Genomic DNA, 12198 nt, shown 5'->3' with positions numbered 1-12198 from the left:
TGCTCAGGCGATAACCTTCGCCATCGGCGCCAACGTCAGGCCGTTACTTTCCAGCAATGACCGCAGTTGGCGCGCCATGTCTACCGCGCCGGGGGTATCGCCGTGCACACAAATACTGTCAATGCGCGTCGGTAACTTTTTGCCATCAAGGGTGATAATTGCTTGGCTCTCGAGCATTGTCATCACCCTTTCCGCCGCTTGGTGTGCATCGTGGATGACTGCGCCAGCAAGCTTACGTGAAACCAGCGCCCCGCTCTCGGTGTAGGCGCGATCGGCATAGATCTCGCGCACGACTTTTAGCCCCAATTTCTCGGCGGCCTTTTCGGTTTCCATGCCGGGCATCACCACCATAATCAGCTCCCTGTCGACGGCATAAATCGCCCGCGCCACCGCCATGGCAAGCTGAGGGTCTTCCGCCGCCATGTTGCCCATCGCGCCGTGGGTTTTCACATGCTGTAGCGGATAGCCCATACTTTCAGCCAAGGCTTTCAGGGCACCAATCTGATAAATAATCTGCCGCTCAATCTGTGCGGGCGTTTCACCTAAAATCTGCCGACGGCCAAACCCTTGAATATCTAAAAAACTTGGGTGCGCTCCAGCGCCAACGCCGTTGGCCTTTGCTTCGCCAAGGGTGTTGAACATGACGTCAGGATCGCCCGCGTGAAAGCCGCAGGCGATATTGGCGGACGTGACAATGCCGAGCATTTCACTGTCTTCGCCCATTTTCCAGGCACCAAAGCTTTCGCCCATATCGCTATTGAGGTCGATTAACATTTTCTTTCTCCGGCTGATAAAAGTGTTGGCACTGTTCTTGCCTGTCATAGTTGATGAAATGTAGTCGATGCAAGGTGTTCGATAAAACTCGGCTGATGAGATGATGCAAGAGTACGGCCACATTGTGGATGTATTGACAGCACACCATTGGTATGCCAAAAGTATTCCATATTAAAAGTGTTTTAAAAAGTACTAAACAGGAGAAAGGCGAAGTGAACGAAATCCCGTGGCGAATTCTGCCGATTGCCGATCAGGCGGTCACCGTAGACTTTGGTGATGTGATTGATGAGGTGATTAATGCCCGCGTGACTGCGCTGGCATCGCGCGTTCGTCAAGGCGCTGTGGCTGGCGTCACGTCGCTGGTTCCCACCTATCGGGCACTCACCGTGGGATACGATTCCACCAAAACGCAGCAGTCTGCGCTGGTTGCAACCCTCAACGTCCTGCTATCGCAACCCGATGGCGAAGCAGATCCGGTAAAAATCTGGACTATTCCGGTTAACTACGGCGGCGCACAGGGCGTGGACCTCGAATGGCTTGCGCAAACGCACCGGGTAAGTCCGCAAGAGGTGGTGGAGCGTCACGTGGCGGGTTCGTATCGCGTTTACATGATTGGCTTCATGCCTGGCTTTGCCTACCTCGGCGGTCTCGATCCGCTGCTGCACACCTCGCGCCGCGAATCACCGCGGCTTAAAGTTCCGGCCGGAAGCATCAGTATTGGTGGCATGCAAACCGCCGTCGGCTCCGTTGAAGCCCCCAGCGGCTGGCACCTGATTGGCCGCACGCCGGTGCGCAGCTTTGCCCCTGAGCGCGCAGAGCCTTTTCTTTTCAGCGCCGGTGACCGCATTTGCTTCACCGCCATTGGCGTTGAGGAGTACACGCATTTACAGGCCAAAACTGACTATTTACCCGAATGGACGTGGCAATGAACAACGGTTTTGAGGTGTTATCCCCCGGTTTATTTACCAGCCTGCAGGATTTGGGTCGTTTTGGCTTTGAAGCGTGCGGCGTACCGCCTTCGGGTGCAATGGACGAGATGAGCTTTGCCATCGCCAATGCGCTGGTCGGCAATGACGCTAACACCGGCGCACTGGAGTTTACATTGACGGGTGCTACGCTGCGGCTAATCGGCTCCAGCCCGTGCATTTTTGCCGTCACGGGGGACATGGCGCTTACCGTTGACGACATCGCCGTCGCGCCCTATCACCGCCTAACACTACTGCCCGGCAGCACGCTGCGGATAACGCGCGCACTGAGCGGCGCCAGAGGCTATTTGGCCGTGGCGGGCGGGTTTAAGGTTCAACCGGTGATGGGCAGCGTCTCCACCCTGATGCGTGCCGGACTGGGGGGGTTCAACGGCCGTCAGTTGCAAAAAGGCGACTGGCTGGCGTTAAACTTATCCTCTTCATTTACGCCAGACCGGTGCAGTAAACCCCAACAGCGCCCGATGCCACAGCGCGAACGGCGTCCGATCCGCGTGATAGCCGGTCCGCAAGACGACCACTTTGACGCGCAGGCCCTAGGTCAATTTCTGAGTAATGAGTATCGTGTTAGCGAACAAAGCGATCGGATGGGATATCGACTGACCGGCGACCCGCTTGCCCACAGTAAAGGTTTTAATATCATTTCCGATGCTATCGCGCGTGGCAGTATTCAGATCCCCGGCAATGGGCAACCGATCGTTGCCATGAATGACCGACAAACCACTGGCGGTTACCCGAAAATTGCCACTGTGATCCGTGCGGATCTCGCTCGACTTGGGCAGGCTAAACCTGGCGACAGGCTGCGGTTTGAAACGGTCAGCGTGGAGAAAGCCGAATCACTGTGGGCCGGTCGCCAGGCACTGCTTGATGCCTGGTTGAACACGCTGCGTGAGGCTGCTCAGCCAGCTTGATGCTGCTTCTGATACAGTAATACTGCTAGCCAGGGGCCGCCCAGCAGGGTCGCCATCAGTCCAGCGGGGATTTGCCGAGGATAGAGAAGATTGCGCCCCATCCAGTCGGCAATCACCATGAGAACGGCGGCAATCACTACGGCCAGTAACAGCTGAGCCAGCGGTTTTCTGCCGCCGAGTCGGCGGGCGATATGCGGCCCCAGCAGACCAACAAAAGACAGCGGCCCAACGATGAGTGTGGCAACGCCGGTCATAGCCGCCGCGAGAATCAATACTAAAATACGCGCTTTCGACACGCCAAGACCCAGTGAGGACGCCACCTCGTTCAGCGGCAACAGTAATAAGTAACGCCGTACTAACGGGGTCATCGACAGCAACAGCACGCCAAGCAGCATCGCAGCAACGGCAGCAATGGTGCTGACATAATAGGTCGAGCCGGTCATTAGCTGGCGCAGCATATTGCCTGCCAGTCCATTATTGGCCATCACCACGCCAGCCACCGATTGAAAAATTGCCGTAATTGCCAATCCGCTGAGCATTACTCGCTGCGGATTAAAACTGCCCTGACGGCCTATCCACAGCGTGATAAGTAACGTCACAAAGGCACCGATACTGCTGCTGAGCATCATGCCGAAAATCCCGCTGAGCGGCGCGAGCAGCAGCATCAACGTCACGCCAAGCGAGGCCCCCGCACCTATCCCGAGCAACTCAGGACTGGCCATCGGATTGGCGGTCAAACGCTGCATAAGCACTCCTGCTCCGGCAAGCAGCACACCGGCTGCCAGTGCTGCTATCATGCGCGGCAGGCGAAAAGGCAATAATGGCAGCAGTTGGTGCCAACTTGCCCAGTACCAGCCCTGTAAACTGCGCCCCAAATCCAGTGACACAAACAGGCCTGCCAGCAGTAATATCAGCGCCAGTCCGTAGCGAGGATGTCCAGTTGCCGGCTGTAACATGCCCGACTTTTCGCGCAGCACCTGCACTGAAAGATTACGCACGCGCGGCAAAAAAAACAGTAACAGCGGGCCGCCTGCCAGCGCGGTCATCATGCCGGTCGGCAGCAGCATACCGTTGATGCCACTCATGCGACTCACCAGTTGATCAGTTAGCCACAGCAGGCCGCCCCCCAGGGCGGGTGACCAAACTACACGCTGGCGCAGGCTTTTCGCCCCCGCCATACTCGCCAAATGTGGCGCAGCCAAACCAATAAATCCAATGACGCCGACGCTGCTGATAATCAGGCTGCTCATGGCCAATACCGCCACCAACACGATGCCGCGCACCCGTCCCGGCGACATGCCAAGCGATCGTGTCACCTGCTCGTTTAAGGTCATAAGCCTTAGCGGCCGCAGCAGCAACATGACAGGAGCGAGGCACACCAGCAGCCTCGGCAGCAGCCACAGCAGCTCATCGGTATTCTGCTGCACCAGCGAACCACCGCCCCAAATATAAATAGCCGCCAGCGAACGGTCATAAATTACCGACAATAATAAGGTGACCGAACCGCAATAAAGGTTGACCAGCATCCCCGCCAGAATGAGCGCCAGTGGTGAAAAGGCCTGCCGCGACGAGAGCATAAATACCGTCGCCATCGCCACCAGCGATCCCACCAGAGCAATCCACTCTCGGGCAGCCACCCACAAGGCTGGGGCAAGAATGCTGGCTAGCGTGAGAGTCAGCGTGGCACCCGAGGCCACACCCAGCGTCATCGGATCCGCCAGCGGATTTCGCAATACCTGCTGCATCACCACGCCGGTGAACGCCAGAACGACACCGCACAGCAACGCCATGAGCTGACGAGGCAGCCACATGTCGTGAACAATAACCTCTTGAACGCTGGCCAACAGTGGCTGATTGAAAAATACAACACGCCACAGTGCGATGGGCAGCAGGTCAATAAGCTGCTGCAGGCATAAAATAAATGCGGTCGAATACAGTACTGCGCATAAACTCGCAGGCGTTATCCAACCCGTTGGCTCTTTCATCTACGTGTTTCCTTCGCCAGTTTGACGAGCCCCTTCACCAAAAATTCGGCAAAGCGTACAGCGGTTTGTACGCCACCAGAGGGGTCGAGTCCTGTCGGCATGTGCACAATATTGCTGGCGTGCAACATGCCGAGACTTTGCCACAGCCGTGAGTTGAGCACCTCGCGGTCATCAACCTGCGGATAGGACGGCAGCAACACCACGGTGCCCGGCTTGGCGGTCGCCAGCTTGTCGAGCGTGGTCAGCACCGCGCCTTCGGGTCCTCCCTTCATGGTGCAGGCGTTGCTCAACCCCAGGCGCTGTAGCACAGCGTCAAACAAACTGCCGTGGCTGAACAGCGCAACGTGCAGCACGTCAACGGCGTGAACCAAATAGACTGCGGTGTCTTTATACGGCGCGACAGTCTGGCTGAGCTGCTCGAAACGCGCATTGGCCTGGTCAATCAGCCGCTGACTGCGCTCTGGCCGACCCAGCGCTGCCGCCATTTGCTGTAGGTTTTTCATCGCCTGTACAAGCGGCGTTTTGCTGTTGTTGTCAAGGGTTAGCAGGGGTGAAATAGTCGCAAGCTGCGCACGAGCCATGCCGTGAGCTGGGGTAATAATCATTAGCGTAGGGTGCAAATCGCGCAAGGTTTCGAAATTAGGCTGATAAAGCAGCCCGACATCGGTGACCTGCGCAGGCAACGCGGGCGCAGCATAGAGCCGCCGATACCATGCGGGCGCAGAAACCCCCACCGGCACTATCCCGAGGGACAGCGCCATTTCAGTAAATCCCCAATTCATGACAATCCAGCGCGGTGCGGCGGTCTGTCCGGCGCTGGCCCACCCAGAGCGCAGGGAGAGTGCCGCGCTCAGGGTCAGGGCCTGGTGCAAAAAATGACGACGATTCATTCTTACCATTGATAGCTAAGGGTAGTCAGATATTGGCGACGCAGGCCGTAGTGACAGCCGTTATCCTGACAGGTGTTGACATACACCTTGTCCGTCAGGTTCTGAACGTTGAACGCGATTTGCCAGGCTTTCCAGCGATAGCGCGCCATTGCGTCATACACCGTTGCGGCCGGTACTTTCAGCGTATTTTCGCTGTTAGCATAGGCGGTGCCAACATAGCGCGCCCCGCCGCCCACTGTTAAGCCTTCAAGCAGGCCATGCAGCGAATACTGCGTCCACAGCGTGCCGGTATGGCGCGGAATGCTCACCGCCACTTTGCCTTCGTTACCGTCGTTAGAGGAGGTAACGACCGGGGAGGTGTAGGCGTAGTTGGCGCTGACAAGCCAGTCCGGCGTAATATTGACTTTCCCATCCAGCTCCAGACCTTTTGATCGCACTTCACCGGTCTGAAGGGTGTAGTTGACGTGGTCCGGATCTGCGGTTGCCACATTGGTTTGCGTCAGGTTAAACAGTGAGGCAGTAAACAGCGCATCGATAGATTTCGGCTGATATTTAAGCCCAATCTCGGACTGTTTTCCCTTCGTCGGTTTAAACGCATTGCCTGCGAAAGTCGTGCCAACCAGAGGTTCAAACGAGGTAGCATAGCTGACGTAAGGCGCAAAACCGCTGTCGAACTGGTACATCAAACCGGTGCGGCCTGTGGTGGCGTAGTTGTTAAGCTCCCTGCGGCTGCCGGTTTCGTAGGTGGTGGTGCGTGTTTGTGCCTGATCATAACGACCGGCAACGTTAAAGATCCACTTCTGCCACTTCATTTGATCTTGGGCGTAAAAACCGGTCTGTGTCATGAACAGCCGTTGATGTGCGGTATAGTCTGGTCGAGCAACCGGCGCGCTGTAGTCAGGATTAAGATAATCAATCGGTGACGCCACGCCCGAACCGCTGTTTTCACGCAGGTCGTCATGCACATAGTCCACGCCAAACAGCAGGGTGTGGTTAACAGGACCGGTATCAAATTTCGCCTGCGCCTGAGTATCCACATCAAAGGCTTTCAGGCTCTCCTGATCGAGAAACGTGTAGCGATCAACGTAGGAACTGTTTGCCACGTTGCCAAACGGATACGTCATGGTGTAATCACTGCTGCTAGCCAAATAGCGCAGGTTCTGGCGCACGGTCCAGACATCGTCAAAATGATGTTCAAACTGATAGCCGATACTGGCCTGTTTGCGAGTATAGCTGTCGAGTCCCGGCTGGCCGCCGTAGAAACCGGTGGGTATTTTGCCATTCGGGCTGCTAACCAGCGTTCCAACGACCGGCAGTTGGTTGAAGAATCCGGCATCAGGATCGCGACGGAACTGGCTGAGGAACGTTAACGAGGTATTGTCGTTGGGCTTCCAGGTCAGAGAGGGCGCAATGTCGTAGTGCTCATATTGAGTGTAATCGACCTGCGTGTCACTTTTAGAGCCGCTGGCGGTGAGGCGACCTAGCCAATGCTCGTCATTGTCCAAGGCTCCAGAAAGATCGATGCCCGCTTCACGGTCGTTGTGATTACCTAACGTGACATAAACCTCGTGTATTGGATCCGCGGTCGGTCGCTTACTGACTAAATTGACCACCCCGCCCGGATTACTCTGCCCGTACAGCACTGAGCTTGGCCCTTTGAGCACTTCAATACGGTCCAGCATGTAGGCATCGAAATTGGGACGCGCCCAGTAGGTCACTGTCGGCAGGCGCAGCCCGTCAAGATACTCATCGGCCTGGAAACCGCGAATATAGACGGTGTCAAAACGGTAATCGGCACCGCCCACCTCCGAAAGAACGCCCGCATTGTAGCGCAGTGCCTGAGAGACATTTTTGGCTCCCTGCGCATTAATTTGCGCCTGAGTAATCACTGAAACGCTCTGGGTGGTTTGCATGAGCGGAATAGCGAGCTTGGTAGCAGCCGTCGCGTCTTTGGCAACATAGTTGTACAGATCGCTGGTTTGATCGTCAGGCGCAACATTATTGGTTGCATTGATTTGAATAGTATCGCCTGAAGCATTTTGTGCTACTGCATGGGCACTCGGCGCTGCAAAATTTGAAGAAATAAACAACAAAGACAGCATTGCATTTAAAGGCTTAAGTCTGAACCCACGATGACCCTGCATAGTCGAAAACCCCGGAATAGACAAATGATTCAATAAAATTAGAATACAAATGATAATCATTAAGTTTATATTTAATAGAGGCCGACGAGCAGGAAAACGACAGTAGGTGTTGAAATAGCTTAAAACGGACAAAAAACGGCAAATAACCCTTAATTGGCGAGCGATTGTTGAAAATGGACAAAATCTGGCGAAAAGGCTATGGCCTTGAATACCCCGTCAGCAGCCCGATTATGCGGGTGCGGGTGCAGCCCTATGCAACGAATACGCGCGAAAGTTGGCACGCGCACGAAGCGGCCCAGCTGTTGTACTGCACCACCGGAGTGCTGCGTGTGTTAACGCCGGAAGCGTCGTGGACGCTTGGCCCCTATCGCGCTATCTGGATTGCGCCAGACATTGCGCACGAGTTTCATGCGTTGGGGCATACGCACACCTTTAGCCTGTATCTGGACCCGCATACCGCGCGGCAGTTCGGCCCAGTTTGCCGCAGCATGAAAGTCAGCATATTGCAGCATGAGCTGATTTTATCGTTGCAACAGGCGTTAGAGTGCACGCCGTCAAACGCTGCACGCTTCGCACTGATCGCCCCGCTGTTGCTCGATGAATTTAAAAACCCGCCGCCCAGCTCGGTGTGCAGTCTGCCGCTGCCTACCGACAGAAGATTGCGCAACATCTGCGAACTGATGCTGGTAGCACCGGATAATAACGCTACGCTCGAAGCGTGGGGAACGCAGGTAGGGGCCAGTTCCCGCACTCTGGCGCGCCTGTTCCGCGACCAAACCGGCATGACGTTTGCCAAATGGCGTCAGCAGCTACGGCTTGCAGAAGCGGTTTCTCAGCTGGCACAAGGTTCAAACGTCATAAAGATAGCCGAGCAGCTCGGTTATCAAAGTCCAAGCGCGTTTATTTCGATGTTTAAGAAGTCGTTGGGCGAAACGCCGCAGAGATATTTAAGAAATTAGAGATATTTGAGGAACTAAGGCGAGGAATTAACCAGGCCTTCCCCGCGATAAAGCGCTGGGGAAGGAATGTAGTGCAGATTACTTGACTTCGTTGGCTTTGATTTCGCCCATCGCTTTCAGTTTTTTCGACATTTCACGACGTTCTTTCGACAGGTCAGCGTTTTTGATGATGTAGTCATCAACGCGATCTTCATAGTCGCCACGCATGTTGGCAATAATACCCTGCACGTCGTCGATGCTCATACCTTGCTTGATGTAGTCACTCAGGTTGTCGAGCAGTAATACACGTTTCTGGTTATCGCGGATTTTCTTTTCGTTATCGACAATTTCACGTTGAAGTTTGTTTTTACGACGAAAAATACGCACAAACTCCAGAACGTCCTGGAAACTCGGCTTAGTAGTATTATCCATTTTTACACCTTCGATTAAGTTACACAGATTCATTTACTGACTGCCCGCAATGGCGGACAGATTATCAGGATTCGGGCTGCGCGACCACAACCGGCTCATGCTTATCCATCGCCATAGTGATTAAATCGCCTAACGATTTAAGCTGTTCGGTCACCTGCATGCTGAGCCAGACGTAGCCGTAGATTTGCGCTTCGTTGTTCTTGCCGCGATTCATTGACTGCATCAGGTCTTGCAGTTCCTGTGCAGATTCGGTCAACTGATTACTGATAGTCAGCTCATCGCCAATCGAGCCATTGCGCAGTAGAAGGCTGAGCTTCTCGAGACAATCAAGTATCGAGCGTTGCGTATGACGCAGGGTGCGGGCGTTAAGCATAATAAAATGACTTTCTCGCGAGCTCCAATAGGCATCAGCCAATAACTCTAGCGTACACAGCAGGTTACGGCAAAGTGTTTGCGTAGCATCAAACACTTCGCGCTGAATACGTGACTCTTTACTTGATGCCGCGTGCAGTGCGCGCATTTTTATCATCTGCGTCATCGCCAGCTTGAGCTTTTTTTGTAAACGTGGACGCTCGAGCATGTTGGGCGAAAGCCAAGCGCTGTGCAGTTTATTGAGCGACATCAGATAGTCAGACATTTGCATGCGCCAATGAATAAACGCGCGCTGCGGGTAAATGCTGGAAAAAAGCAGCGCCAGCACCGAGCCGATGAGCACGTCACCGCTTCGCCACAGCGCGGTTTCCATTTCACCGGGTCCTGCACCGATTATGACCGCCAGCGTCACACCCAGCAGCAGCCCCGCATAAGAGCGTTTGCCTAGCGCCAGATAACCACTGGCGAATACCACCAGCCCACACCAGGCAAGCATTACCGGCAACGAGTACAGCTCCAGCCACAGCGCAATCATACCGGCAATTGACCCACCTACGGTGCCGATAATCCTTTCGGAAACACGCTGTACCACGTTTCCCCAAAATGAAATCGGGCCCATCACGACCACGAGGGTAATTAACGGCCAGGTCGCCTCGGGAAGATGCGTCAGACGGACTATCATAAAGGTGAGAACAAACGCCAGCCCCATTCGCAACCCGTGGGTAATGCGATAATTGGAGTAGATGAGGTTATCTAGCGAGGAAATTTTCTTGTCTAAACGCACAACCGGTACCGCCTGGTTCAACCCGGATAAATAGTAGAGCATTATTTTATCCGAGTTGAACCCGCCGATCACCCCGCTTTTATCAAGGAATCCTCTGGTTTTATCAAGAAATTAACGCGTTTTCAGATAAAACGTTCAGAATGAGTCTTGAGGGCCTCGAGGCATCGACAAAGACTTGATTGGTCGCCACCTGTTTCAGTCTTGCCTGCCCCTGTGGCTCACCGCTGTTGGGATTGCTGTCGAAACGCGGAAAGTTACTGCTGGCGATATCCAATCGAATACGGTGACCCTTTTTAAACAGGTTGCAGGTGGCAAAAGGCTCCACGGTGACTTCAACCATTTCGTCGGTGGTCAGCATTTGCGCCCGATCCCAGCCGTGACGATAGCGACAGCGAATAATGCCGTCGGTAATATTCATCGCATAACCCTGCGGGTAATCTTCGGACGGTGGGTAAACGTCTACCAGCTTCGCGGTAAAGTCGGTGTCAGGTGCCGTACTGGAAATCCACAGTTTGATGGTCACCTCGCCCGCGACCAGCAGGTCCTCCTCCAACTCCGGCGTTTGAAAAACCAGCACGTCGGCGCGGGCGCTGAGGGGCAAATTATCACCACGAGTGCCAAAAAATTCGGGACTCTCGCGCTGGTCAAACGCCCCGCCCTGAAATACCGGCATACCTGACGTAACAGAACCGCCGACGGTGGGCACCGGATTGTGCGGATCAGCCAAATAGCGCAGCGGTGCAGCCTGTGTTTGCCCTGGGACAGAGGAAAGTTGGCCGTCGTGGTGCAAATAGAAGGTGACTTTGCGACTGCCTTTAAGCGGCCACTGTTCGCCGCTGTGCCATTTACCGCCGTGCAGCAAACGCCCTGCCTCGTTCTTCGCGCCGCCGCCGCCGCCCATGACAAATACGCTCACCTGATGATCCGCTTGCTCAATTTGCACGCTGCTTTTCAACCAGCGATCGAACCAGTCAAGGCGACAGGTCAGCCAGTCTTCAGCCACGTTGCCGTCAAAGGCGGCGGCGGTGCCAAATTCGGCGTTACCGCTGAAGGTAACGTTACGATCGCCGTGCAGCCAAGGCCCCATGATCAGGCGCTGCGGCGAGGTTTTTTTCTCACAAAACGCGGCGAAGTTTTCGAGCGTCGAGCTGACATAAGCGTCGTACCAACTGGACATAAACAGCACCGGCACATCAGGGATAAGCGCAAAACTGTCTGCGGCGTAGAGGCCATTTTGTTGCCAATACTCGCCAAATTCACCCTGCGACCACTGCTCAAAAAGGTAGTTTTCAAACTCGGGAACGTGGCGCAGCGGGGAATGTCCGGGGAACCACGGCATGTTGGCAAACCAGCTTACAATATCCTCTTCCTTGAGTGCCTGCCGCACTACTGGGTTCTGCTGGGCCAGCGGGCTTTCCTGCGACCATTTATAGGCCCACGTGGCCTGTTTAAGCTCAAATGCGCCGCCCTGACGAATGCCGCACTGAAACGCATTATGGAAACCCCCAGAGTCGAGCACCATGGTTTTCAGACCCGGCGGATTAAGGCAGGCCATCGCCAACTGAGTATGTGCCGCGTAGGAAAGGCCCATGCTACCGATGTCGCCGTTGCACCAGGGTTGTTCAATAATCCAGCTCAGGGTGTCAACGCCGTCGACTCCTTCAGAGGTGTATTTGGTGAACACGCCTTCAGAGCCATAGCAGCCGCGACAGTCTTGAAACACCACCGCATAGCCGCGATTAACCAGAGCCTGAGCCATCTCAAGACGAGAAATCATCGTCCCGTCATAATTAACCTCGGAGCGAGACTGGCCGCGCTTGTTGTACGGCGTACGCTCAATCACTACGGGAAAAACACTGTCGGGAGCTGACTCCGGCAAGTAGACGTCGGTGGCAAGACGCACACCGTCGCGCAGGCAGACCATCACATCCTCAAGTAGGATCATTTTTCTTAAAATTTGCATAAAATCTTCCAAAAAACAGGGG

At 54.8% G+C, this 12198-nt stretch carries 10 protein-coding genes; 3 read left to right on the top strand and 7 right to left on the bottom strand.

Annotated elements, in window-relative coordinates; all coding sequences use genetic code 11:
* Positions 1–3 precede the first annotated feature (3 nt).
* Positions 4–774: a LamB/YcsF family protein gene (locus BS639_RS01570; protein WP_084982060.1), complete on the bottom strand. Its 771-nt coding sequence runs from the start codon at positions 772–774 to the stop codon at positions 4–6.
* Positions 775–986: 212 nt separating this feature from the next.
* Between BS639_RS01570 and pxpB the strand changes: the two genes are divergently transcribed.
* Both pxpB and BS639_RS01560 read left to right on the top strand, forming a co-directional pair.
* Entirely contained in the window at positions 987–1703 is a 717-nt protein-coding gene (pxpB, locus tag BS639_RS01565) for a 5-oxoprolinase subunit PxpB (RefSeq protein WP_233427607.1), read from the top strand.
* Positions 1700–2668 carry a 5-oxoprolinase subunit C family protein gene (locus tag BS639_RS01560; RefSeq protein ID WP_084982058.1) on the top strand — a complete coding sequence of 323 codons (969 nt, stop codon included), beginning with the start codon at positions 1700–1702 and terminating at the stop codon, positions 2666–2668. The genes pxpB and BS639_RS01560 overlap by 4 nt, the downstream gene beginning before the upstream one ends.
* On the opposite strand, the gene fhuB is transcribed toward BS639_RS01560, so the two are convergent.
* The 3 genes from fhuB to BS639_RS01545 are packed head-to-tail and all read right to left on the bottom strand — an operon-like array spanning position 2656 to position 7687.
* Entirely contained in the window at positions 2656–4653 is a 1998-nt protein-coding gene (gene fhuB / locus BS639_RS01555) for a Fe(3+)-hydroxamate ABC transporter permease FhuB (protein WP_084982057.1), read from the bottom strand. The genes BS639_RS01560 and fhuB overlap by 13 nt on opposite strands.
* Entirely contained in the window at positions 4650–5543 is an 894-nt protein-coding gene (locus tag BS639_RS01550; protein ID WP_158086914.1) for an ABC transporter substrate-binding protein, read from the bottom strand. The genes fhuB and BS639_RS01550 overlap by 4 nt, the downstream gene beginning before the upstream one ends.
* 2 nt (positions 5544–5545) lie before the next feature.
* A complete protein-coding gene (locus tag BS639_RS01545) occupies positions 5546–7687 on the bottom strand; it encodes a TonB-dependent siderophore receptor (RefSeq protein WP_084982055.1) in 2142 nt (713 codons plus the stop codon).
* Between the two features lie 173 nt (positions 7688–7860).
* Here BS639_RS01545 and BS639_RS01540 point away from each other — a divergent pair, with 173 nt between their 5' ends.
* Positions 7861–8646, top strand: a complete 786-nt coding sequence (locus BS639_RS01540) for an AraC family transcriptional regulator (RefSeq protein ID WP_055783485.1) — start codon at positions 7861–7863, stop codon at positions 8644–8646.
* Positions 8647–8724: 78 nt separating this feature from the next.
* On the opposite strand, the gene tmaR is transcribed toward BS639_RS01540, so the two are convergent.
* From tmaR to BS639_RS01525, 3 genes are all read right to left on the bottom strand, one after another.
* On the bottom strand, positions 8725–9057 hold the full coding sequence (gene tmaR, locus BS639_RS01535; RefSeq protein WP_055783482.1) for a PTS system regulator TmaR: 333 nt from the start codon (positions 9055–9057) through the stop codon (positions 8725–8727).
* Between the two features lie 64 nt (positions 9058–9121).
* Positions 9122–10213: an FUSC family protein gene (locus BS639_RS01530; protein ID WP_055783774.1), complete on the bottom strand. Its 1092-nt coding sequence runs from the start codon at positions 10211–10213 to the stop codon at positions 9122–9124.
* A gap of 103 nt (positions 10214–10316) precedes the next feature.
* Positions 10317–12176 carry a CocE/NonD family hydrolase gene (locus tag BS639_RS01525; protein WP_206601143.1) on the bottom strand — a complete coding sequence of 620 codons (1860 nt, stop codon included), beginning with the start codon at positions 12174–12176 and terminating at the stop codon, positions 10317–10319.
* Between the last annotated feature and the right edge of the window lie 22 nt (positions 12177–12198).

Source organism: Rouxiella silvae (genome assembly GCF_002093625.1).
Classification (GTDB): Bacteria; Pseudomonadota; Gammaproteobacteria; order Enterobacterales; family Enterobacteriaceae; genus Rouxiella; species Rouxiella silvae.
The sequence above is the reverse complement of the archived record's forward strand: the minus strand, read 5'-3'. Positions and strand labels throughout refer to the sequence as shown.

What these genes read in the sequence shown, in the direction of transcription:
- BS639_RS01570 (WP_084982060.1), bottom strand. Translation starts at nt 774, where the DNA reads ATGTTAATCGACCTCAATAGCGATATGGGCGAAAGCTTTGGTGCCTGG.
- BS639_RS01560 (WP_084982058.1), top strand. Translation starts at nt 1,700, where the DNA reads ATGAACAACGGTTTTGAGGTGTTATCCCCCGGTTTATTTACCAGCCTG.
- fhuB (WP_084982057.1), bottom strand. Translation starts at nt 4,653, where the DNA reads ATGAAAGAGCCAACGGGTTGGATAACGCCTGCGAGTTTATGCGCAGTA.
- BS639_RS01550 (WP_158086914.1), bottom strand. Translation starts at nt 5,543, where the DNA reads ATGAATCGTCGTCATTTTTTGCACCAGGCCCTGACCCTGAGCGCGGCA.
- BS639_RS01545 (WP_084982055.1), bottom strand. Translation starts at nt 7,687, where the DNA reads ATGCAGGGTCATCGTGGGTTCAGACTTAAGCCTTTAAATGCAATGCTG.
- BS639_RS01540 (WP_055783485.1), top strand. Translation starts at nt 7,861, where the DNA reads ATGGACAAAATCTGGCGAAAAGGCTATGGCCTTGAATACCCCGTCAGC.
- tmaR (WP_055783482.1), bottom strand. Translation starts at nt 9,057, where the DNA reads ATGGATAATACTACTAAGCCGAGTTTCCAGGACGTTCTGGAGTTTGTG.
- BS639_RS01525 (WP_206601143.1), bottom strand. Translation starts at nt 12,176, where the DNA reads ATGCAAATTTTAAGAAAAATGATCCTACTTGAGGATGTGATGGTCTGC.